Origin of the sequence: Hymenobacter sp. (assembly GCF_036388155.1) — a bacterium.
Lineage (GTDB): Bacteria > Bacteroidota > Bacteroidia > Cytophagales > Hymenobacteraceae > Hymenobacter.
Window position 1 is genome coordinate 1 of record NZ_DASVSI010000036.1, and the last position, 20997, is coordinate 20997.

Here is a 20997-nt window from a genome sequence, read left to right on the forward strand (position 1 = left end):
GCGTATCGACTCGCGGACTAAAAGTCCGCGCTACTACACACCAATCTCAAACCGCTTTAGTAGCGCAGTAGAGCTGCTTCGACTGTGCGGACGCCAGATGAGCAGGACGGCCTGAGTTAGCATTTGGCATAAAAGAGAAGAGGTGGCCTTTTTCAAGACCACCTCTACTTATCTCACCAGGAAGGCTGTCGCCAGCCTATTAGGCAATAGGTTACGCAGTCAACTCGAAGCGGCCCAGGTTCATCACCTTGGTCCACACGGCGACAAAGTTTTGCACGAATTCTTCCTGGGCATCGGAGCAGCCGTACACTTCGGCCAGGGCCCGCAGCTCAGAGTTGGAGCCGAAAATCAGGTCCACGCGGGTGCCGGTCCACTTCACTTCGCCGGTGCGGCGGTCGCGGCCGTGGAAGGTGTTTTGCATATCGGTAATGCCCTTCCAGGTAATGCTCATGTCGAGCAGGTTCACGAAGTAGTCGTTGGTCAACGCCCCGGGACGGGTGGTGAAAACGCCATAATTCGACTGGTCGAAGTTGATGTTGATGGCCCGCAGGCCGCCAAACAACACGGTCAGCTCGGGCGCGGTCAGCGTCAGCAGATGGGCTTTGTCAATCAGCATTTCCTCGGCCGCGGCGCGGTGGTGCGACTTCAGGAAGTTGCGGAAGCCATCGGCGGCCGGCTCCAGGGCCGCAAACGACACCACGTCGGTTTGCTCCTGCGAGGCATCGGCCCGGCCCGGGGTGAAGGGCACCGTCACGTCGTGGCCGGCATTCTTGGCGGCCTGCTCGACGCCCACGCCGCCGGCCAGCACAATCAGGTCGGCCATCGATACTTGCTTGCCGTCGGCCTGCGCGCCGTTGAACTCCCGCTGAATGTTTTCCAGCGCTTGCAGCACCTGCGCCAGCTGCGCCGGGTTGTTCACGGCCCAGTTTTTCTGGGGCGCCAGCCGCACGCGGCCGCCGTTGGTGCCGCCCCGCTTGTCGGAGCCGCGGTAAGTGGAGGCCGACGCCCAGGCGGCCGACACCAACTGCGACACCGGCAGGCCAGTTGCCAGAATCTGCTCTTTCAGCGTTGCCACGTCCTGGGCATCCACCAGCGGGTGGGTTACGGCCGGGATGGGGTCTTGCCAGAGCAGCTCTTCGGTGGGCACTTCCGGGCCCAGGTACCGCTCTTTGGGGCCCATGTCGCGGTGGGTCAGCTTGAACCAGGCGCGGGCAAACGCGTCGGCAAACTCGGCCGGGTTTTGCTGAAAGCGGCGCGAAATGACTTCATACGCCGGGTCAACCCGCAGGGCGATGTCGGTGGTGAGCATGAAGGGCGCGTGCTTCTTGGTCGGGTCGTGGGCGTCGGGGATGGTGCCGGCGCCGCCGCCGTTCACCGGGCGCCACTGGTGGGCGCCGGCAGGGCTTTTGGTCAGCTCCCACTCAAAGCCGAACAGGTTGTCGAAGTAGTCGTTGCTCCACTGGGCGGGCGTGCGGGTCCAGGCGCCTTCGAGGCCGCTGGTGATGGTGTGCTCGGAGTGGCCCTTGCCGAAGCTGTTGCTCCAGCCCAGTCCCATTTCCTCCAGGGTGGCTCCGGCGGGCTCCTTGCCCACGTGCTGGCCGGGGTCGGCGGCGCCGTGGGTTTTGCCGAAGGTGTGGCCGCCGGCAATCAGGGCCACGGTCTCTTCGTCGTTCATGGCCATGCGGCCAAAGGTTTCGCGGATGTCGCGGGCCGAGCGCAGCGGGTCGGGCTCGCCGTTCGGGCCTTCCGGGTTCACGTAAATGAGGCCCATCTGCACGGCGGCCAGCGGGTTTTCCAGCTCGCGGTCGCCGGTGTAGCGCTTGTCGCCCAGCCATTCGGTTTCGGGGCCCCAGTAAATGTCCTGCTCGGGCTCCCACACGTCTTCGCGCCCGCCACCGAAGCCGAAGGTCTTAAAGTTCATCGATTCCAGGGCGCAGTTGCCGGCCAGTATCATCAGGTCGGCCCAGGAGATTTTCCGGCCGTACTTCTGCTTGATGGGCCACAGCAACAGGCGGGCCTTGTCGAGGTTGGCGTTGTCGGGCCAGCTGTTGAGCGGCGCAAAACGCTGGGCGCCCGAGCCGCTGCCGCCCCGGCCGTCGGCAATGCGGTAGGTGCCGGCGCTGTGCCAGGCCATGCGCACGAAGAACGGACCGTAGTGGCCGTAGTCGGCCGGCCACCAGTCCTGCGAGTTCGTCATCAGCTCGAACAGGTCCTGCTTCACGGCCTGCAAGTCGAGCGACTTGAACTCCTCGGCGTAGTTGAAATCCTTGCTCATCGGATTCGACAGGTCGGCGTGCTGGCGCAGGATGCTTAGCTTCAGCTGGTTGGGCCACCACTCGCGGGTGGTGCGGCCGCCGCCGGCCGTTTGTTTCACCGCGCCTCCGCTAAACGGGCACTGGGCCGCGGGGGTGTTCAGCTCGTAGAGGATGGAGTTATCCGCGGGGAGGTCGTGCAGGTTGGCGCTCATCTTGAAAAAGGTTTTGGTGTGGACCTGTAAATGGTCGGATTGATTAATCGGTTGGCAGAATGGCCCAGGAAGTTGTTTGAAAAGCTCAAGCAATACCACGGTCAACAGCTTTGCACAAAGCTAATCTGTAGCAGAGCATAACCAAAATCGATTTTATTTATAAATTTATAACCAAAGGCTATATTCTCGATTTGCTTTTTCGCTACGAATCTGTAACGACTTGGCTACCTCATGGCACTGGATGCTCACCGCCAGTTTGGCCTTGCCGCCGCCCAGCAGCCCGTATTGGCGTTTGAAAAAAATAGGGAGTAGCGGGAAAACGAACAGCAGCATTAGCGGGAGTTGGCTAACGAATGGAATAGCAGCGGTCGCGAGGGCAACGCCAGTGGCACCCGCCAGCCAACGCCACAAAGCCGGCGGTTAGCAATTAATAATATTTAATAATGTTAATATAAATTAGTAATATAGTCTGGCTCAGAAGCAGGGCGCACACCCGTGGTTTGGGCTGGCAGAAAGTCTGAAGCAGTCACTCTTAAATCCCTACAGCCATGGAACAACAGCTTGAAGAAATTCGCGAACAGCAAAAAGCGTCCTGGAACAAGTTTTCGCCCGGCTGGAAAAAGTGGGACGACCTCACCATGGACTTTCTCAAGCCGATGGGCGACGAAATCATCCGAGCGCTCGACGTGCAGGCGGGCGACGTGGTGCTCGACGTGGCCGCCGGCACCGGCGAGCCGGGCCTCACCATTGCCTCACGGCTGAGCACGGGCCGGGTCGTCATCACCGACCTCGCCGACGACATGCTGGTTGTGGCCCGGGAAAACGCCGCCCGCCGCGGCATTCACAACGTGGAGATGCAGGCCTGCGACGTCTGCGAGCTGCCCTTTGCCGACAATACCTTCGACGCCATCAGCTGCCGGTTCGGGTTCATGTTCTTCCCTGATATGGCGCTGGCCGCCCGCGAAATGTACCGCGTGCTTAAGCCCGGCGGCCGCATGGCCACCGCGGTGTGGAATGTGCCGGAAAAGAACTTTTGGGTAACCGCCGTGATGGGGGCCATCAACCGCAACCTGAACTTGCCCGCTCCGCCGCCCGGTGCGCCCGGGATGTTCCGTTGCGCCAAAGACGGCCTGATTGCCGGCTTGCTGACCGAAGCGGGTTTCCGCAACGTCTCGCAGCAGGAGGTGGCGGGCACGCTAAACGCCCGGACCGCCGACACTTATTGGGAGATGATGAACGACATTGCCGCGCCCGTGGTGGCCGGCCTCAGCAAAGCCGACGACGACACCCGCGACAAAATCAAAGCCGAGGTATACCAGGCCGTGCAGCAGAAGTACCCGCACGGCGACATTCTCATCGATTCCAGCGCGTTGGTGGTCTGCGGTGAGAGGTAGGGCGTTGCGGCCGCCGCCCGGCCGCTACCGGCTGGCGGGGTGCAGCAGCGAGTAAACGGCGCTATCGATGAATTCACCGTTCCAAAACCCGTTTTCCCGGAAGTAGCCTTCCTGCACGAAGCCCGCGCGCTCGAGCACCCGGGCCGAAGCCGTGTTTCGCGGGTCGACGACGCCTTCCACGGAATGCAGGCCCAACTTCTGAAAGCCGAATTTCAGCACCTTTGTGATGGCTTCCTGCATCAGGCCCTTTCCCTGGTGGACCGGGTGCAGCAAGTAGCCAATCTCGGCCCGGAAATTCTCGGGCTGCACGCGGTAGTAGCCAATGGTGCCCAGCACCTCGGGCGAGTCGCGCAGGGTGATGCCCCAGTTCAGTGCCTTATTCTCGCTCACCAACCCGTTGACCATGTCGATGTGCTTGTTGGCATCCTCCAAAGTGCTGAAGAGCAGGCTTGGGATGTACTGCATCACCTGCGGGTCGGCGCGCATGACGAACATGGCCGGCGCGTCGGCAAGGGTGAGCTGCCGCAGCTGCAGGCGCTCGGTGGTGAGGACGGGAAAGGGGGTGAAATCGAAGGTCAGCATGGCGGGCTTCCGAACCCGAGAACGGAGCTGAATGAAAAGAAAGCAGGGGTTGGCGCGAAGGTAAGCCCGGCACTCCTTGCGCAAGAGCGGTTTAGGTCGTTCATTGCCTCCCCGTTACTTCGCTCCATGACCGACCTGCTCCTTTATTTGAACGCTGTTTCACCGCTTAGCCCGGAGGCAGCGGACGACTTTCTCAAGGTTTTTCGGCCCAAGACGTTTGCGAAAGGGGAGCTGTTGCTGCGCGAAGGCGAAGTGTGCCACTACTATTACTACATCAAGTCGGGCCTCACCAAGTCGTGTTTCTACAACGAGGACAAGGAGTTCATCATGCGGTTTTTCAGCGAGAACATGATGTTCACCGAGTTCAGCAGCTACGTCAGCCAGCAGCCCTCCAAGTACATGATTCAGGCCCTGGAGCCCACCGAAGTGCTGCTCATCAAGCGGGCCGACATCGAAAGACTGCGCCAGCGCCACCACTCCATCGAGGCCCTGTTTAGCAAGCTGTTTTCGGGGGTGGCCATGGGCATGATGCGCCGCATCAGCGAGATGTTGGAGGAAAACGCCACGTTCCGCTACGCCAATTTTTTGCACGAAAACCGCACCTTGGCGCAACGCATCAGTTTGCGCGACTTGGCGAGCTACCTGGGCATCACGCAGGTGTCGCTGAGTAGAATCCGGGCCAGCAAATGATTATTTATCATTTGTAAAGAGGGGGCCTGAATGGGGCCGGTAGTTTTGCCCGCATCCAACGCTTCGGCCAAACCCATTCAACATCCTTCCCGCGCCCGCGCCATTGCCTATTGGGCCAGCACCGGCCTGCTCGCCTTCGGCATGGTGGCCGGCGGCCTGGGCCAAGTCCTGGGGGCCGAATTCAACGTGCAGGGCATGGACCACTTGGGGTACCCGCGCTATTTTCTGCCCCTCATTGGCACCTGGAAAATCCTGGGAGCTTTGGTCATCTTGCTTCCGGGCTTTGCCCTGGTGAAAGAATGGGCCTACGCCGGCTTCTTCTTTGCCATGACGGGCGCCGTGATTTCGCACCTTGCCAGCGGCGACACGCTGCCGCAATTTGTTGCCTCGCTGGTTTTTGCCATCTTGACGGTGCTGTCTTGGTATTTGCGGCCGGCTGACCGCAAAATCCCTAGTCGGTTGGCTAGCTAGGACTTGCTCGCCCGCCTTGGGCAGGGGCACGGTGCAGCTTCCGGTGCGCGTTTTGCGTAGAGCCGCGGACCCAATGAGCTTCTCATCTTGCTAATTCCCGCGTTATGACTCTGAATGCATTGAAAGGGCTGCTTGCTGCTACGGCCGTTGCCGCACTGGCTAGCCCCGCGGCCTACGCTCAACCCAAAGTGGCCAACTACGCCTTTGGCAAGCCCGGCACAGCCAGCTACGAGCACCTGAGTTTCTGGGTGAAGGGCGGCAAGCCAACTGACATCTACTACGCCTTCGGCCCCGACCGCAAAGAGTACAAGCTGGCCTACGCCGGACAGGAATTGGTAAATGGCAAGCCCGCCTTCAAAGTGCAGTTTTCGAACAAACACATGCTCTACCTCCAGCCCAGCGGCACTGGCCTGAAAGTGGCCAGTACGAAGACCGATACGCCCAAAACCTACGCCTGGGAATACGAAGGACCCACAAACGGCATCGGCACGTTTTGCCAGCCCTGCGCCGCCGACGAGAAAGAGGCCATGCGCCTCCTACAGGCTGCCTACGTAAGGTAACCGGTTGATAGCATCAGGATTTTGGCTTCCTCCAAACAAGAGAAGGCCCGCTCTAAGCAAGTAGCTTGAGCGGGCCTTCTCTTGTTTGGAGGAAGCTTTTTTCTATACCTCAGCCAGCATTTCCCAACGGGTATTCAGTTGGACTAACTCCTTTTTCACTTGCTCAAATTTCACCGTGGCGTCCTTGAGCTGGGAGGCATTCTCGTAGATTTTGGGGTCAGCCAGCTGTTTTTCGTAGCCCGCCAACTCTTTTTCCAGCGTGTCGATTTTGGCTTCTACTTCTGCCAGTTCCTTGAGGGCTTTTTTCTGGTCGGGCGATGAAGCTTTGGCGGGTGTGGCTTCAGCTTTTTTCTCTTCCTTGGGTTGGGGCTTGGGGGCCGAGGGGCTGGGCAAGCCGGCTTTCTTGGCGGCCTTCTCCCGGTCTTCCTGCCACTGCTCGTACTCGTTGTAGGTGCCGGGGTATTCCTTGAGTTGGAAATCCTCGATAAACCAGATTTTGGTGGCCACGTTTTCCACGAAGTACCGGTCGTGACTGATGACGATGAACGTGCCTTCGTACTGCTCCAGGGCCTGAATCAGGATGTTCACCGACACCATGTCCAGGTGGTTGGTCGGTTCGTCAAGCAGCAGGAAGTTGGCTTCCGAAATCAGGGTTTTAGCCAGGGCCACGCGGCTTTTCTCGCCACCGCTCAGCACTTTGATTTTCTTGAAAACCTCCTCGCCTGTGAACAGGAAGGAACCTAGCACCGAGCGCAATTCCATGTCGTTGCGCTTCGAGCCGGCCTCGCTCATCTCCTGAAGTATCTCGTTGTCAAGCGTCAAGCTTTCCAGCTGGTGCTGGGCGTAGAACGACATAATCACGTTGTGGCCCAGCTGGTGCTTGCCTGCCGTGGGGGCCTCGGTGCCAGCCACCAGGCGCATGAGCGTGGACTTGCCCTTGCCGTTGGCGCCGATTAGCGCAATTTTGTCGCCGCGCTCAATGTGCACGTTCGTGTCGCGGAAGATGAGCTTCTGGTCGTATTTCTTGGTCACGTGCTCCATGCGGAGGATGTGGCGGCCGGGCTCCACCTTGAAGGTGAACTTCATGTTGATTTTGGCCGCGTCCTGGGCCACGTCCTCAATGCGCTCCAACTTGTCCAACGCCTTCACGCGGCTTTGGGCCTGCTTGGCCTTGCTGGCTTTGGCCTTGAAGCGCTCGATGAAGCGCTCGGCCTGCCGAATCTGGGCCTGCTGGTTCTCGAAAGCACCTTTCTGAATGAGGTTGCGCTCTTCTTTTTCTTCGAGGTAGTAGCTGTAGTTGCCAGCGTAGGGCACGAGTTTGCCGCCCAGCACTTCTACGGTGGTGTTGGTGGTGCGGTCCAGGAATTCGCGGTCGTGGCTCACGATGATGACGGCGCCTTCGTAGTCGGCCAGGTAGTTCTCAATCCACTTAATGGACGGCAAGTCCAAGTGGTTGGTGGGTTCGTCGAGCAGCAGGAGGGAGGGCTGCTGGAGCAGGATTTTGGCCAACATCACGCGCATGCGCCAGCCCCCCGAGAAGCTTTTTAGCGGCTTGGTCAGGTCTTCGGTCGAGAAGCCCAGGCCTTCGAGAATCTCCTCGGCGCGGGCCTGCATGGTGTAGCCGCCCAGCGCCTCAAACCGCTCCTGCATGGTGGCCAGCTTGTCGACCAAATCATCGGAATAATCGGTTTCGAACAGCACCAAGATGTCGTCAATCTTCTTCTGCAGCTCCAGCGCTTCCTCGAAGGCCTGCATGGCCACGTGCAGGATGCTTTCGTGCGTGTCGTAGCTCAGCAAATCCTGGTTGAGGAAGCCGAGGCTCACGTCTTTGGCCATCGAAATCGAGCCGCCGTCGGCCTTGTATTCGCCCACCAGCAAGCGCAGCAGCGTCGATTTGCCGGTGCCGTTGAGGCCAATGAGGCCAATTTTATCCTTGGGCTTGATGTGCAGACTCGCGTTGTCGTACAGCGTGCGGGAGCCAAAGTGGAAGTCGAGGTCGGAAATGGAAATCATCTGGTCGGAGGTATTCGGAGGCAAAGGTACGGCGCACGGTTGGGCCTAACGTCCAAAAACATCCGTAGCCACCTTACTTAACACCACTGACGGCCGAGAAATTGCAGAACCATGTTCATTATGGGCATCAGGAAAGCCCTGGTGAAATACCCCCGACCGGGCGTTTTTGCTCCCGTTCCAAATAAAGCAGCACCACGGACGCAGCACACGCCGCATTATCACCTCGCGAGCGTGCCGCTCTGCCGCCTGCCGCTCTTTCGGAGTTGCACTCCGAAAGAGCGACAAGGTGCAACTCCGAAAGAGCGGGAAGCTGGACGAAGGCGAAGGCAAAAGCAAAAGAAGCAGCTCTAGCAGCTTGTCCAAATTGGGTTTAGGCTGTCTCCTGGGCCGCCGCTTTCACGAGTCGCAGCTTGATGACGCCCAATTTATCCAAAGTCCAAATGACCGGATAGGAGGGGTCCAACTCCCATTTTTTCACCCCGAAGTTGACGCGGCTAGGCAGCTTGTGGTGGTTGTTCTGAAACAACTCGCCGCCGGTGAGGAAATCAAAAAACAGCGAGTTGCGGCTCTGGTCGTGGTTGTCGAAGTTCTGGTAGCCGTACTTGTGGCCCGCCCAGTTCACGATGGCGCCGTGCACGGCCCCCATGCTCAAGTGAATGGGCAGCAGCAGGTACTGCCACCACGCGGTGGCAAACTGGACGTAGAACAGCACGTACACCGCGCCCCAGCCCACCCGCGAATACCACTGGTTGCCGAAGTCTTCCAGCGCATTCCACACCGGGTAGTCGCCCTCGAAACGCTGGGCGGCCACCGACGTGCCTTTCACGCATTCCTGGTAGATGCTGCGGGTTTTCCACATCATGGTAAAGGCGTTGGCGCTGTTGTGGGGCGAGTGCGGGTCGTGGGGGGTGTCGGAGTAGGCGTGGTGCATGCGGTGCAGCAGCGCGTAGGCCCGCGGCGACATAAAACTGCTGCCCTGGGCGAAGTAGGTGAGCAGAAAAAACAGCCGCTCCGTCAGCGGCGCCATCGTGAACATGCGGTGGGCGGCGTACCGGTGCTGGAAAAACGTCTGCGTGAAGAGCGACAAATACCAGTGTGCAGCGAAAAAAACCAGAATAGTCATGGGCTTGGCGGTAGAGCGCCGCCGGCCTGGCAGCAGTACAAAAGGCCTAGTGGCTCAACAAGCGTTGGCGGGTCGCTATGGTTCAGCTGCCGGGCCGGGAAGGTACGCCCCAACCAGCCGGGCGGGCGGGCTGCCTTACTTGGGCAGGGGGGCTTCGTCCTTGCTTTCGCTGAGCTTTTGGGCCAGGGGCTGGGGCACGCCCACGTTGTGGAACAAGCCGCTCACAATGCCCTGGCGCCAGAGCGTGAACACCGAAAACCGGGGCTCACGCGTCGATTTCATGTCGCCGGTCACCACCTTGCCGCCCTTGCGCGGGTTCTCGTCGCGGATGACCACCACGTTCACTGCTTTCGACTTCAACCGGCTGAACAAGGTCTTTTTGACCTCTTCTTCCTTGTAGCCAAGCAGCGTCATTTGCAGCCCGGCGTACTCGGTGGTCATCGAGCCCGTCACCCCTTTGCGGTCGGCCTGCAAATCGAAGCGCAGGCTGCGCATGTCGCCGCTCTTGAACTTGACCAGCCGCGTGGGCACGGTCATGGCGTTGAGCATGGCAAACGGCCCCGGCCCAAAGGCTCCCCACACCCGGTGCCGCCCCAGCGGGTCGAGCAAGTACATGGACACCTGCGCGTCGAGCCGGCAGCGGTTTTGCAGGTAGGTGGTGGCGCGGCCGGTGAGGGGCGTGGCGGCGGTTTGGCGCCGGGGGTCGTTGCTTAGGTTATAGAAGCTGCCTGTGAAGCGGTTGATGCTCATCGTGCCCGGGATGGGCGTGAGCGGGCTGCGGTACCGCGAATACAGGTTGCCGTTGTTGATGTCGAGGCGGCGCACGTCCACGACGACGGGCAGCTTCCGCATTTCTTCGGGCGAGATTTTCGACCAGTGCGGGTTGATGGGCCCGCGGCCGTCGGAGGCAATGGTTACCACCAGATTTTGGCCTACCACCCGGGCGGCTCGCACGTCGGCCCGCCGCACCAAGCCGGCAAAATCGAGGCCGCTAAAGGCCAGCGAAGCCAGCTTGATGGTAATGGCCGGGACCTGGTAGCCCTTGCGCAGGTTCAGGCTCACGGCCGAATACTGGGGCGTGAGGGCCATCCGGTCGAACCGGAAGGTTTGGGCGTCGGTATCCAACTGCGCCCGCTGGCTGCTGGCCCGGTAATTCGGCGGGTCGAAGGGCGCGGTGATGAGCCCGGAATTGCCCTGCCAGGACCGCGCGTAGGCAATGCGGCGCGGCTCAAGGGCCGCCAGCGAGTCGATGCGAATGGCCCGGGCCGTCAGGTTCAGGTCGTTGATTTCGGGCGAGTGGCGCAAGCCGCCAATCTGAAAAAAAGTGTCGCGGATGCGCACTTCGGCCAGCTCCGTGCGCCGGGCCGCTACCGCCAGCAGTTTCCACACCGGGGGCGGCGGCTGGGCCGGCGGCGTGAACGTGAGCCTGGCCCCTGCCAGCAGCAAGGAAGCGGCCTTGAAGTGCTGCCGCTGCTGCATGGCCGCCGCATCGAAACCCGTGAGCGCCAGGCGCGGTAACGTGAGGTCGACCTTCACCGCACCCGCGGGCCCTTTTCCCGCAGCGGGTGGCCGAATGCGCACGTCGCGCAGCGCCAGCGTGCCGGCCTGGGTAGAAAGGCGCAAACTCTCCAGCGCCAGGGCGTGCGCGGCTACGGTGGCGGTACTGCGGCCCAGGGCCACGTCCCAGGATTTTGCAAAGAAAATGCGGCCCGCCTGCGGCTTCATCGTCGAATCGAGCTGCACGCCAGTGGCCTGCACGTTGATGCCGCGAATGACGGGCGCGGCGGCCATCCCATTCACCCGCGCGTAGCCCCCGCGTAGGGCTACATGTGCCAGGCTAAATTCCTGCAAATAGCTAGTGGAGGGTTTCTTAGCTTTTGCCGTGGCCGAGGGCAACGCCGCCGTGAGCTGCGGCCCGAGGACCAGCAAAGAGTCTGCCCGGAGGCGACGCTGCCGCAGCAGGACCGGCGCATCGAGCCCAGTGAGCCGGAGTTGCTGCAGCACCAAGTCAACCGCGGGCTCGGTGGGCCGGCGGGGGCCAACCGGACGCACCCGCACGGAATCCAGCCGCACCAGCCGGTTGGCGGTGGACAGATTCAACAGCCCAATTTTTACGGCGTGCCCTTCTGCTAGTCCCTGGCTGTGCCGAAGCTGCAAGTTCCAATCGGCGGCGTAGGCCAGGCGCTGCGTGTCGGCCGCCCCCGCGGGGCTGATGAGCAGGTCGCGCGCACTCAGGTTGGCTTGCCCGATGCTTGCGGCCTTGGGGCTAGTGGGGAGGTATAGGGCTTGGGTGTGCGTCAGCCCAACGTACCCAATTTGCAGGCCTTTCAGCCTCAAAGGGAGCTGCGCGTGCAAGGGCTGGCCGGCGTTTTTGGTCGGTTGCAGGGCCAACGCCAGCACCTCAATCCTGGCCGAATCGAGCACCACGCTGTCGATGGGGACCACGCCTTTGCGCAGCAGCGCCAGCAGGCCCACGCCGGTCACGTGCAGCTGGGCCACGTCGAGGCGAATGCGGGGCAGGGTGTCGGCCACTTGCGCCGCGGGCCGCAGGCGCACCTCCCGCAGCCTGATGGCCCGCTGCCACAGGCTGGTGCGCAGCTCGCCCACCTGCAGGCGGTACTGGCCGTGCGTTTGGGTGGTCACTTGCTTTTCCAGCGTGCGCCGCAGCCAGGGGTCGAGGAAGAGCCGCGCCGCCACGGCCACCAACAGCAGCAACCCCAGGGCGCCCGCCAGCCACCACACCCAGCGCTTGCGGGGCGAGCGGGCTTCTTGCTGCGGGGTTGGCACGGCGCCGGAGTCAACGGGTGGGGTTTCGAGCACGGAGCGAAGGCGAAGGCAAGGCTAGCGTAACGGAAAAATGCGCGGCCAAGGTTGGGCTTGAAGGAAGTAAGTCGATGGCAGCCGCAATTTTCCCGACCAATGAGTCGACAACAAGCACGCGGAGGCGCGGTTGTGTACGGCGGCGACCCCGGCCGGAGTTGCTACTTTTGGCCATGTCCTCTTCCGCCGTTCCCGACCCGCTGGGCGCCGCCGTGCTGGCCTCGTTCCGCCATAGCTTCACCACCTACAAAGCCCTGGCCGACCGCGCCCTGGCCCAGCTCACCGACGCCGAGTGGCTGCGCGTGCCCGCGCCGGGCAGCAACAGCGCCGCCGTCATTGTGCAGCATTTGGTGGGCAACCTGCGGTCCCGCTTCACCGATTTCCTGACCACCGACGGCGAAAAACCCACCCGCCAGCGCGACCGGGAGTTCGAGCAGCCCGCTTCGGTAGTCGAAATTCCGGCCTTGCGGCAAGACTGGGACGCGGCGTGGCGCATCCTGTTTCGGCTGCTGGCCGAGCTGCAGTCGGGGATTTGCTGCGCACCGTCACCATTCGGGGCGAGGCGCACACGGTGCTGGAGGCCCTGCAGCGGCAAGTGGCCCACTACGCCGGCCACGCCGGCCAATTGGTGCAGCTGGCCAAAATTATCCGGGGCGAGAAATTTCAGAGCCTGAGCATCCCGCTCGGCCAAAGCACCCAGTTCAACCAGCAAATGGTTGGCCGCGCCAACCCCGCGCCCACTTCTCCAGTTTAGCCGGTATATGTACGCCATCACCTCGCTGCTCAACCCCCGCAACGCCAACCGCATTACCCGCATTGTGAAGGGGCTGGAAACCCAGTTTGGCCTCGACGACGTGCAGGAAACGCCCGACCCGCACCTGACCTACCTGCTGCTGAGCACCCGCCGCCTCGCCGAGCTAAAGGATATGCTAGAAGAAGTGGCCCGTACCACGCCGCCCTTCTCGGCCTTCACCACGGGCCTGGGCGTGTTTCCCGGCGAAAACCCGGTCATCTACATCCCGGTGCTGCGCTCCAACGACCTGAACCAGCTGCACCAGCGCGTGCTCGACGTGACCGCACCGCTCTGCCGCGCCAGTCCCTACTACCAGCCCGACCGGTGGCTGCCCCACCTCTCGCTGGCCCTGCACGACACCACCCCCGACCTGCTGGGCCCCGTGCTGCGCCACCTCAACCACCAGACCTACAACCTGCGCCTGAACGTGAACAACCTGGCCATTCTCCGCAAGAAAGGCGACTTATTCGTCCGCGAAGAGGTATTTGAGCTCACGGGCAAACCGTGAAGACAACAGAGGCAAAAAGGCCGTCATCCTGAGCGCAGCGAAGGACCTTTTCACCCCAGACAGCATATAGTAGTCATTTTTGGCGCAGACGTGAGAAGGTCCTTCGCTGCGCTCAGGATGACGGCCTTTTTGCCTCTTTTACTTGACCTTTCCTCACACCACCGGCGGAATCTGGGTGCCGTTGTCCAGCGACTGCCACAGGTATTTGCACGCTAGCGTGCGGTAGGGGCGCCACGCTTCCGCAATCACCAGCATGCGCTTTTGCAGGGCCCGGCCGGTTTCTTCCAAGCCGTACAGCTTGCGCATGGCGTTCTGCACGCCCAGGTCGCCTTCGGAAAACACGTCGGGCTGGTCCAGGGCAAACATTTGCAGCATTTGGGCCGTCCATCGCCCCACGCCTCGGATGGCCGTGAGGTGCTGGGTAAACGCTTCTTCCGACAAGCTGGTGAGGTGCTCGTAGTCCAGCAGGCCCCGCTCGTTGTACTCGGCAATGGCCTTGAGGTAACCCGCCTTCTGGCGCGAGAGGCCCACGGCGCGCAGCTCGTCTTCGCTCATAGCCAGCACCTCGCGCGGCTCGGGGTAGCCTTCAGGCGGAAACAGGCTCTGAAAGCGCTTCCAGATGGCCGCCGCGGCTTTGGTTGAAATCTGCTGGCTCACAATGGCGCGCAGCAGGGCCAGGTACAAGTCTTCGTGGGGCCGCGGTGGGATGGCCCGACCCGCGGCAATAACACTGCCCAGGATGGGGTCGGCCGTGGTAAGGTGCTCGATGGCAGCTTGGTTGAGCATACGTTAGGTGAGGTAAGAAAAACGCGGTCGGTCCAACAGGTCGCTGGGGTCGACGGGCTGTAGAACGATGTCGAGCGGCTTGCCTTCCGGGGAGAGGCGCACGCCCGTGAGGTTGCCCCCAAACACGGCACCGGTGTCAATGTATAGGCTGTTGCTCTCTTTGTGAAAAGCGGGCTCGTGGTCTGCCATGGGCGTGTGGCCCACCACCTGCAATTTGCCCACGTTCATGAGCTCGCCGCGGGCCCAAAGCAGCCCCTCCGTAGAATCGGGTTCGAAAGCGTACGGTGAGTCGCTGATGCCGGCGTGGCTCACCAGTACGCGCTCGTTTTCCCAATACAGCGGCCGCTGTTCCAGCCACGGCAAGTGCTGCGCCAGCCGCTCAGGCGCCGCCTTGTACTGCTGCACGGTGCTGCGGCCGCCCCAGTGCAACCAACTCGGGTACGGCCCGGCCGGGCCCAGGTGCTTGAGCATGCCGTACTCGTGGTTGCCCATCAGGAAAGTGGTGGAGTCCGGATACTTCTCGTTAAGCTGCCGGGCCAGTTCCACCGTTTGCGGAATGCGCGCGCCACGGTCCACCAGGTCACCCACCTGAATGAGGCGTTCCGTGGCCGGGTCCCACCGCTTGAGTAACTGGGCAAACGTGTTGAAGCAGCCGTGCACGTCGCCAATAATAAAAAGATTCATGGCCAGAATAACGTGAAACGCGTGGGAATGGGTCGGCCCACAAAACGGTTACTTTTCGGCAGGAGTTGAGGGCACGGGCAGCCCCGGGGCCGGCTCGGCCGCCCGCACCACGCCCAGCCAGCGCACCAGCGGCCCAATGGTGAGGCCCTGCCCGATGATGGAAAACACGACCACGATGTAGGTAATACCCACCAGCAGCTCGCGGCCCAACGACGGCGGCAGGCTCAGGGCCAGCGCCACGGCCAGCCCACCGCGCAGCCCGCCCCACGTCAGCACCGCCACCCCGTGGTCGGAGGGCCGAAAGGAAGGAATGAGTCGCAAAAAAACCAGCGGCACCCACACCGAGGCCAGCCGCGCGGCCAGCACCACCACCACGGCCGCCAGGCCCGCCAGCACCGTGCGCCCCGGCAGGTGCAGCACCAGAACCTCCAGGCCCATCAGCACGAAGAGCAGCGCGTTCAGCACCTCGTCAATCAGCTCCCAAAATTTGTCCACGTAGTCCTGCGACTTATCCGACATGGCCCCGCCCCGGCGGCTGAAGTGGCCCACCAGCAGCCCGGCCATCACCATGGCCAGCGGGCCCGAGGTGTGCAGGTACGTGGCCAGGGCCGTGCCGCCGGCCACCACGGCCAGCGTCATCAGCACCTCCACCTGGTAGTTGTCGATGGTGCGCAGCAACCGCGCCGTGCCCAGGCCCAGCGCCGTGCCCAGGGCCAGGCCGCCCAGGGTTTCGCGGGCAAACACGCTCAGGGCGTGGCTCAACGTGACGTCTTCCGGACCCAGCAGCGCCACTTCCAGCGTCACCACAAACAGCACCACGCCCACCCCGTCGTTGAACAGCGACTCGCCCACAATCTTTGTTTCCAACGACTTGGAGATGTTGGCTTTGGTGAGAATGCTGAGCACCGCCACCGGGTCGGTGGGCGAAATCAACGCCCCAAACAGCAGGCAATGAATGAAGGGCGTGGGCAGCCCCAGCAGCGGCAGCAGCCCGTACATGGCCCCCGCCACCAGCCCCGTGCTGATGGGCGTGCCCACCAGCGCCAGCATGCCCACCGGCCAACGCAATTTGCCCAGCCGCCGCGCATCCACGTGAATGGCGCCCGCAAAGAGCAAAAAGCCCAGCATCACCTGCATCACAATGGTGCTGAAATCGAGCCGCTTCACCAGCTGCGCCAAGTCGAGAACGGGTCGCACGTCGAGCGCGGCAAATCCCACCAGCAGCAGCGACGCCAGCAGTCCCAGCACCATCAGCCCAATGGCTGGCGGCATGCGCAGGAAGCGGTGGTTGACGTAAGCAAACGCAGCGGCCGTTACCAGAAGCAGCGCCAAGGCATTGTAAATTTCCATAAAGCCAAGGCAGAAGTGTGGGAAATGGCGGGGGTGTCATTGCGAGCGGAGCGAAGCAATCCGTTCTCGCTCAGTGACTAATTCAATGAAGTGACACGTCTCAGTGCTGTGCCGGAATTCCGTGTTTAAAACAGCATGTCACAACCTTAAGCCGTTTGCAGGGAGGGAGAGAAAGGATTGCTTCGCTGCGCTCGCAATGACACAGGTTGCCTCACCGGTTCACCAGTTCCCCCACCGCTTGCAGCGCTTCTTCCACGCGGGCCAGGCCCGCGTCGTCCACCTCGAGGTGCGTCACGAAGCGCACCCACTGCGGCCCGAAGCTGCTGGCCCGAATGCCCTGCTGCTGTAGCCCCGCCAGGAACTCGGCCGCCGGCTGACTGTCGTGCAGCCGGAAAATGACGAGGTTGGTTTCCGGGTTCAGCACCTCGGCCACGTAAGGCTGCTGGCGGAGCGTTTCGGCCAGCTGGGCGGCGCGGCGGTGGTCGTCGGCCAGCCGCGCCACGTTGTTTTCCAAGGCGTACAGGCCAGCCGCGGCAATGTAGCCCGCCTGGCGCATGCCGCCCCCCATCACCTTGCGGATGCGCTTGCACTTCTTGATGAACGCCGCCGACCCCAGCAGCACCGACCCCACCGGCGCGCCCAGGCCCTTGGACAAGCACACCGAAATGGAGTCGAACAGCTGGCCGTAGTCCTCGCTGCGCTGCCCGGTGGCCACCAGCGCATTAAAAATGCGGGCCCCATCCAGGTGGCGGGCCAGGCCGTGCCGCTGGGCCACCTCGCTGATGGCGGCCATGTCGTCCCAGCTGTAGCAGCTGCCGCCGCCGCGGTTGTGCGTGTTTTCCAGGCACACCAGGCGCGTGGTGGGATAGTGCAGGTTTTCGGGCCGGATGGCGGCTTCGACCTGCGCCGCGGTCAGGCGGCCCCGGTTGCCGACCAATAGCGCCACCGAGGCGCTGGAGTGAAAGGCAATGCCGCCCACTTCCCACAGGTACACGTGGGCCGTTTGCTCGCAAATGACTTCGCTCAGGGGCTCGGTATGGGCTTTGATGGCAATTTGGTTGGTCATGGTGCCCGAGGGGCAAAACAGGCCGGCTTCGAGGCCGAAGCGGGCGGCGGCGGTTTCCTCCAGGCGGCGCACGGTGGGGTCCTCGTCGTACACGTCGTCGCCCACGCTGGCCGCAAACATGGCCTCCAGCATGGCCGGGGTGGGGCGCGTCACGGTATCGGAGCGAAGGTCGACTATGGGCAGGGCCGAAACATCGGCTGCTGAGGAAGCAGGAGCGGGAAAGGTGCTATAAGACATAAAGTAGGCGGTAGGCGTGGAAACGAAGGTAGACCTTGGGCGCGGCTGGGCGGGCTTCAAGGCAGCCGTAATCGCAAAATTAGCTTCCGAGGTGGGCTCAGGTACGGCCGAGGCAAAGACACAGTTATTCAGCAAAATGCCTCATGGGCTTGCACTTTCAAAATGAAACCGCTACTTTTGCCCTCCGTTTCGTAAGCTTAGTCTTTAACCATCCCGGCACCATGTCCGTTACCCGCCTCAAGCGTAAGCACCGCAAGAACATTGCCCGTGCTAACAACAAGCAGCACATCATCAAAGAATTGCTCCGCACGCCCGTCCTGAAAAACGTGGACATCGAGGAGCTCAAGTCGCGCTTCACCACCACGAGTGGCGTTGCCGGGGCGGTAGAAACCGTGAAGCAGACGGCCAGCAAAGCCGCCGACAAAGTAAAAGAAGTGGTGGCCGACGCCGTTGAGGCCGTGAAGGAAGCCGTAGCTCCCGCCACCGCCGAAACCGCCACCCCCGAAGCCGCTACCACCGACGAAACTGCTGCTAATGCCGAAGCTTTCGACGACGCCGAGGCCGTAACCAAGCCCGTGAACGAAGACGGCCAGGAAGGCGAGCACCCCAAGCCCGAAATCGCGCTGTAAAGCCAACCGTCATTGCGAGGGCGCAGCCCGCGGCAATCCGTCCTGTTCTCAGAGACCAACTTATTTAGAATGTGACAAGCCCCGTTTCCTGCCACGCAGGAAACGGGGCTTGTTGTGTTTTAGGTAGCAAGGTTAAAAGCAGAATAGTCTGGTCGAGCGCAGGCGCTTCGGCCGGATGTAGCGCGGACTCTGTAGTCCGCGTCCCCCGACGGACACTCGAACGATTGGGTAACGGCGCGGGGACGCGGACTACAGAGTCCGCGCTACATCCGGCTGGCCTCGCCTGCGCTCGGCCGGACTCTTGTGGCAATCGGTTTCCCTCAACCGGCCCGCTTGCCCAACTCCACGGCTTGCAGCTCCACCACTTTGCCGGCGGCTATGCCAAACTTGAGCAAGGTGCGCACCTGGTGGAACCCGTGCCGCCCGGCCGCGCCCGGATTCAGGTGCAGCAAGCCCAGCTTGGGGTCGGGCATGACCCGCAAAATGTGCGAGTGCCCGGTGATGAACAGCCCCGGCCGGGCTGCCGCCAACAGCGGCCGGGCGGCGGGGGCGTAGTGCCCCGGGTAGCCGCCAATGTGCGTTATCAGCACGCGCAGGCCCTCAACTTCAAAATCTTGCACCAGCGGCTGAGTGCGGCGCACGTCCGTGCCGTCGATATTGCCGTACACGCCCCGAAAGCACGGCGCTAAAGCCTGTAATTCGTCAACCACGCGGGAATCGCCGAAATCGCCGGCGTGCCACACCTCGTCACAGCCGCGCAAATGATGCGCGATTCGCTCGTCGAGGTAGCCGTGGGTGTCGGAAAGCAAGCCAATGCGCTTCATGCCGCAAAGATGCAGCCGGTCGGCAAATCGGGCCGTTCCCTTATCTTGCAGGCGCGGCCTGGGCTTTTATTACTTCCTATTTCAGACCCTGGCATCAGCCGTTGCCCGTCATCATCATCTCAATTCGCCACTCCCGATGAATATTTTCATCAACGACATTCCGCTGGTCATCAAAAAACTCAGCGAAAAAGTATACAAGCACAAGTTCGACCTGATTCTCAGCCCCGATGATGAGTTCACGTCGAAAGACTTGGTGGGCGATGTGCTGGTGCGCGACGCCGGCCCGCTGTTCCTCGACCGGCTGCTGCGCCTAATGGAGGTGAAGAAGCTAAAGAAGCTAAAGTCGCTGACCATGCTGGTCAAAAAGAAAAAGCACCTCATCCTGCACCTCAAAGACCAGTTCAAAATCGCCAAAGCCGGCGGCGGACTGGTGGTGAAAGGCGACCAGGTGCTGATGATTTACCGTTTAGGTAAATGGGATTTACCGAAGGGTAAATTGAAGAGCGACGAGGACACCGCAGCCGGTGCCCTGCGCGAAGTGGAAGAGGAAACCAACATCAAGTTGGAACTGGGCGAAAAGCTGCCCAGCACTTGGCACAGCTACGCCTACAAGGGCAATAAGATGCTGAAGAAGACCAACTGGTACTTAATGAAGTGCCTGGACGACAGTTTGATGAAGCCTCAGACCGAAGAATACATCGAAGAGGTGCGCTGGATGTCGCCGCAGGAGGCACTGACGAAATTGGAGGAGTCCTACGAGTCTATTGCCTTGGTGGTGCGGCACTACCTGAACAACATGGCGGGCAAGGCAGCCAAGGCCGTGCCCGCGACCGGAAAATAGCAGTATATTGCGGTCTATGCGGCCGTTTCTACTGGTGTTTTTCATGCTGGCAGGGGGCGTGCTGGGCGCTTGCACGCGCACCCACGAAACCCTGACCGACCCTCTCGTTCCGACGGTGAGCAAGGTGGCTGCGCGCAAAGCAGTGCCGAGCACCGATGTGCCCAATCTGCTGGGCCTGACCATCGACGAGGTCAGCCAGCGCGTGGGACCGCGCCTTCCCGTGCCCCCTGACTTTACGGACCCCGTAATCTTGCCGCAAGCCCGCCGGCTTGGAATGCTGGATTCCACAGCCCTCTTCCGGACGCCGGGGGTGAGCATGGTTGCGTCGTACGACCATCAGTCGCGCGAGGTGCACGACTTGCTCCTTCTGGGCGATAATGAGAACGAGCTGATGAAGCGGGCACAACTGCGGTTGGGCGCCGAGGCTTACTTGGTGTTGCCCGTTTTTGAGGCCCGGCAGCCCAACCAATTGATGGGCCTGCGGGTGCTGGCCACTGCGCCCAACCAGTAAAAAGCAATTCGGCCCTTTACCGGGCCGGCGGGGGAAGCGGGAAGGGCACCAGGGCATCCACGTTGCCCCCAAAGCGGTGAATGTCCCGAATGATGGTGCTGCTGACGGCACTCAGGGCCGGGGAAGTGAGCAAAAAGACGGTTTCCAGGTCGACGTTGACCAGTTGGTTGCCGTAGGCAATGGGCTTTTCGTATTCAAAGTCCGGACTGGTGCGCAGGCCCCGCAATAGGTAGGACGCCCCAACTTCTCGGGCAAATTCGGCGGTGAGGCCCTTGAACGTGCGGACCGATACACGGGGCTCGTCTTCAAACAACCCGGCAATGAGTGCCACCATCTGCTCGACCGGCAGGTAGCGCTGTTTGCTGCTGTTGGTGCCAATGGCCACCACTACCTCGTCGAATAATTTCACCCCCCGCCAGACTATGTCGAGATGCCCGTTGGTGAAAGGGTCGAAGGAACCGGGAAAAAGGGCAATGCGGGGCATGTGACGAAGATGAGTTGAAAGTGCGCTAGAAAAATGCCTGTTGCAACAGGAGGCTCAGCACAACGGGCACTCAGTTAAAAGCCGTTTGGGTCACCGATGTTCGCCAAAACGAGTACCCCGAAATTTCATTTCGGGGTACTCGTTTTGGCGAACCCAAACCGCTT

General features: G+C 61.7%; 21 protein-coding genes. 9 read left to right on the forward strand and 12 right to left on the reverse strand.

The window, feature by feature from the left end; translation table 11 throughout:
• Positions 1-211: 211 nt before the first annotated feature.
• Both katG and VF629_RS05520 read right to left on the reverse strand, forming a co-directional pair.
• Entirely contained in the window at positions 212-2467 is a 2256-nt protein-coding gene (katG, locus tag VF629_RS05515; RefSeq protein ID WP_331057457.1) for a catalase/peroxidase HPI, read from the reverse strand.
• A 165-nt stretch (positions 2468-2632) separates the two neighbouring features.
• Positions 2633-2800 (reverse strand): hypothetical protein, encoded by a 168-nt coding sequence (locus VF629_RS05520; RefSeq protein WP_331057458.1) that lies wholly within the window; start codon positions 2798-2800, stop codon positions 2633-2635.
• A 215-nt stretch (positions 2801-3015) separates the two neighbouring features.
• Here VF629_RS05520 and VF629_RS05525 point away from each other — a divergent pair, with 215 nt between their 5' ends.
• Positions 3016-3861 (forward strand): class I SAM-dependent methyltransferase, encoded by an 846-nt coding sequence (locus tag VF629_RS05525; RefSeq protein ID WP_331057459.1) that lies wholly within the window; start codon positions 3016-3018, stop codon positions 3859-3861.
• 24 nt (positions 3862-3885) lie between these two features.
• Here VF629_RS05525 and VF629_RS05530 read toward each other — a convergent pair whose 3' ends face one another.
• Complete coding sequence (locus VF629_RS05530) at positions 3886-4443, reverse strand: GNAT family N-acetyltransferase (protein WP_331057460.1); 558 nt, start codon at positions 4441-4443, stop codon at positions 3886-3888.
• 126 nt (positions 4444-4569) lie between these two features.
• Here VF629_RS05530 and VF629_RS05535 point away from each other — a divergent pair, with 126 nt between their 5' ends.
• From VF629_RS05535 to VF629_RS05545, 3 genes are all read left to right on the forward strand, one after another.
• A complete protein-coding gene (locus tag VF629_RS05535; RefSeq protein ID WP_331057461.1) occupies positions 4570-5133 on the forward strand; it encodes a Crp/Fnr family transcriptional regulator in 564 nt (187 codons plus the stop codon).
• Positions 5134-5178: 45 nt separating this feature from the next.
• Entirely contained in the window at positions 5179-5604 is a 426-nt protein-coding gene (locus tag VF629_RS05540) for a DoxX family protein (protein WP_331057462.1), read from the forward strand.
• 104 nt (positions 5605-5708) lie between these two features.
• Positions 5709-6164, forward strand: a complete 456-nt coding sequence (locus VF629_RS05545; protein WP_331057463.1) for a hypothetical protein — start codon at positions 5709-5711, stop codon at positions 6162-6164.
• A gap of 102 nt (positions 6165-6266) precedes the next feature.
• Here the strand turns inward: VF629_RS05545 and VF629_RS05550 are convergent, their stop codons facing one another.
• From VF629_RS05550 to VF629_RS05560, 3 genes are all read right to left on the reverse strand, one after another.
• On the reverse strand, positions 6267-8177 hold the full coding sequence (locus VF629_RS05550; RefSeq protein ID WP_331057464.1) for an ABC-F family ATP-binding cassette domain-containing protein: 1911 nt from the start codon (positions 8175-8177) through the stop codon (positions 6267-6269).
• Positions 8178-8547: 370 nt separating this feature from the next.
• Positions 8548-9300, reverse strand: coding sequence for an acyl-CoA desaturase (locus tag VF629_RS05555; protein WP_331057465.1), 753 nt, complete (start codon positions 9298-9300; stop codon positions 8548-8550).
• A gap of 135 nt (positions 9301-9435) precedes the next feature.
• Positions 9436-12120, reverse strand: coding sequence for a hypothetical protein (locus tag VF629_RS05560; protein ID WP_331057466.1), 2685 nt, complete (start codon positions 12118-12120; stop codon positions 9436-9438).
• A gap of 173 nt (positions 12121-12293) precedes the next feature.
• Between VF629_RS05560 and VF629_RS05565 the strand changes: the two genes are divergently transcribed.
• Together VF629_RS05565 and VF629_RS05570 are read left to right on the forward strand one after the other, a co-directional pair.
• Entirely contained in the window at positions 12294-12794 is a 501-nt protein-coding gene (locus tag VF629_RS05565) for a DUF1572 family protein (RefSeq protein WP_331057467.1), read from the forward strand.
• A gap of 87 nt (positions 12795-12881) precedes the next feature.
• Complete coding sequence (locus VF629_RS05570) at positions 12882-13421, forward strand: 2'-5' RNA ligase family protein (RefSeq protein ID WP_331057468.1); 540 nt, start codon at positions 12882-12884, stop codon at positions 13419-13421.
• 153 nt (positions 13422-13574) lie between these two features.
• Here the strand turns inward: VF629_RS05570 and VF629_RS05575 are convergent, their stop codons facing one another.
• From VF629_RS05575 to ltaE, 4 genes are all read right to left on the reverse strand, one after another.
• Positions 13575-14207: a DNA-3-methyladenine glycosylase gene (locus VF629_RS05575; RefSeq protein WP_331057469.1), complete on the reverse strand. Its 633-nt coding sequence runs from the start codon at positions 14205-14207 to the stop codon at positions 13575-13577.
• A gap of 3 nt (positions 14208-14210) precedes the next feature.
• Positions 14211-14891 carry a metallophosphoesterase gene (locus VF629_RS05580; protein WP_331057470.1) on the reverse strand — a complete coding sequence of 227 codons (681 nt, stop codon included), beginning with the start codon at positions 14889-14891 and terminating at the stop codon, positions 14211-14213.
• A gap of 48 nt (positions 14892-14939) precedes the next feature.
• Positions 14940-16241: a sodium:proton antiporter gene (locus VF629_RS05585; protein ID WP_331057471.1), complete on the reverse strand. Its 1302-nt coding sequence runs from the start codon at positions 16239-16241 to the stop codon at positions 14940-14942.
• Positions 16242-16452: 211 nt separating this feature from the next.
• Positions 16453-17544, reverse strand: coding sequence for a low-specificity L-threonine aldolase (ltaE, locus tag VF629_RS05590; RefSeq protein WP_331057472.1), 1092 nt, complete (start codon positions 17542-17544; stop codon positions 16453-16455).
• A gap of 221 nt (positions 17545-17765) precedes the next feature.
• Here ltaE and VF629_RS05595 point away from each other — a divergent pair, with 221 nt between their 5' ends.
• Entirely contained in the window at positions 17766-18173 is a 408-nt protein-coding gene (locus VF629_RS05595) for a hypothetical protein (RefSeq protein ID WP_331057473.1), read from the forward strand.
• A 320-nt stretch (positions 18174-18493) separates the two neighbouring features.
• Here VF629_RS05595 and VF629_RS05600 read toward each other — a convergent pair whose 3' ends face one another.
• Positions 18494-18997, reverse strand: coding sequence for a metallophosphoesterase family protein (locus VF629_RS05600; protein ID WP_331057474.1), 504 nt, complete (start codon positions 18995-18997; stop codon positions 18494-18496).
• Positions 18998-19133: 136 nt separating this feature from the next.
• Between VF629_RS05600 and VF629_RS05605 the strand changes: the two genes are divergently transcribed.
• Both VF629_RS05605 and VF629_RS05610 read left to right on the forward strand, forming a co-directional pair.
• On the forward strand, positions 19134-19838 hold the full coding sequence (locus VF629_RS05605; protein ID WP_331057475.1) for an NUDIX hydrolase: 705 nt from the start codon (positions 19134-19136) through the stop codon (positions 19836-19838).
• 16 nt (positions 19839-19854) lie between these two features.
• A complete protein-coding gene (locus VF629_RS05610; protein WP_331057476.1) occupies positions 19855-20349 on the forward strand; it encodes a hypothetical protein in 495 nt (164 codons plus the stop codon).
• Positions 20350-20365: 16 nt separating this feature from the next.
• On the opposite strand, the gene coaD is transcribed toward VF629_RS05610, so the two are convergent.
• The gene (gene coaD / locus VF629_RS05615) at positions 20366-20833 is read right to left on the reverse strand and encodes a pantetheine-phosphate adenylyltransferase (RefSeq protein ID WP_331057477.1); all 468 of its coding nucleotides are present in this window, start codon (positions 20831-20833) and stop codon (positions 20366-20368) included.
• Positions 20834-20997: the final 164 nt, after the last annotated feature.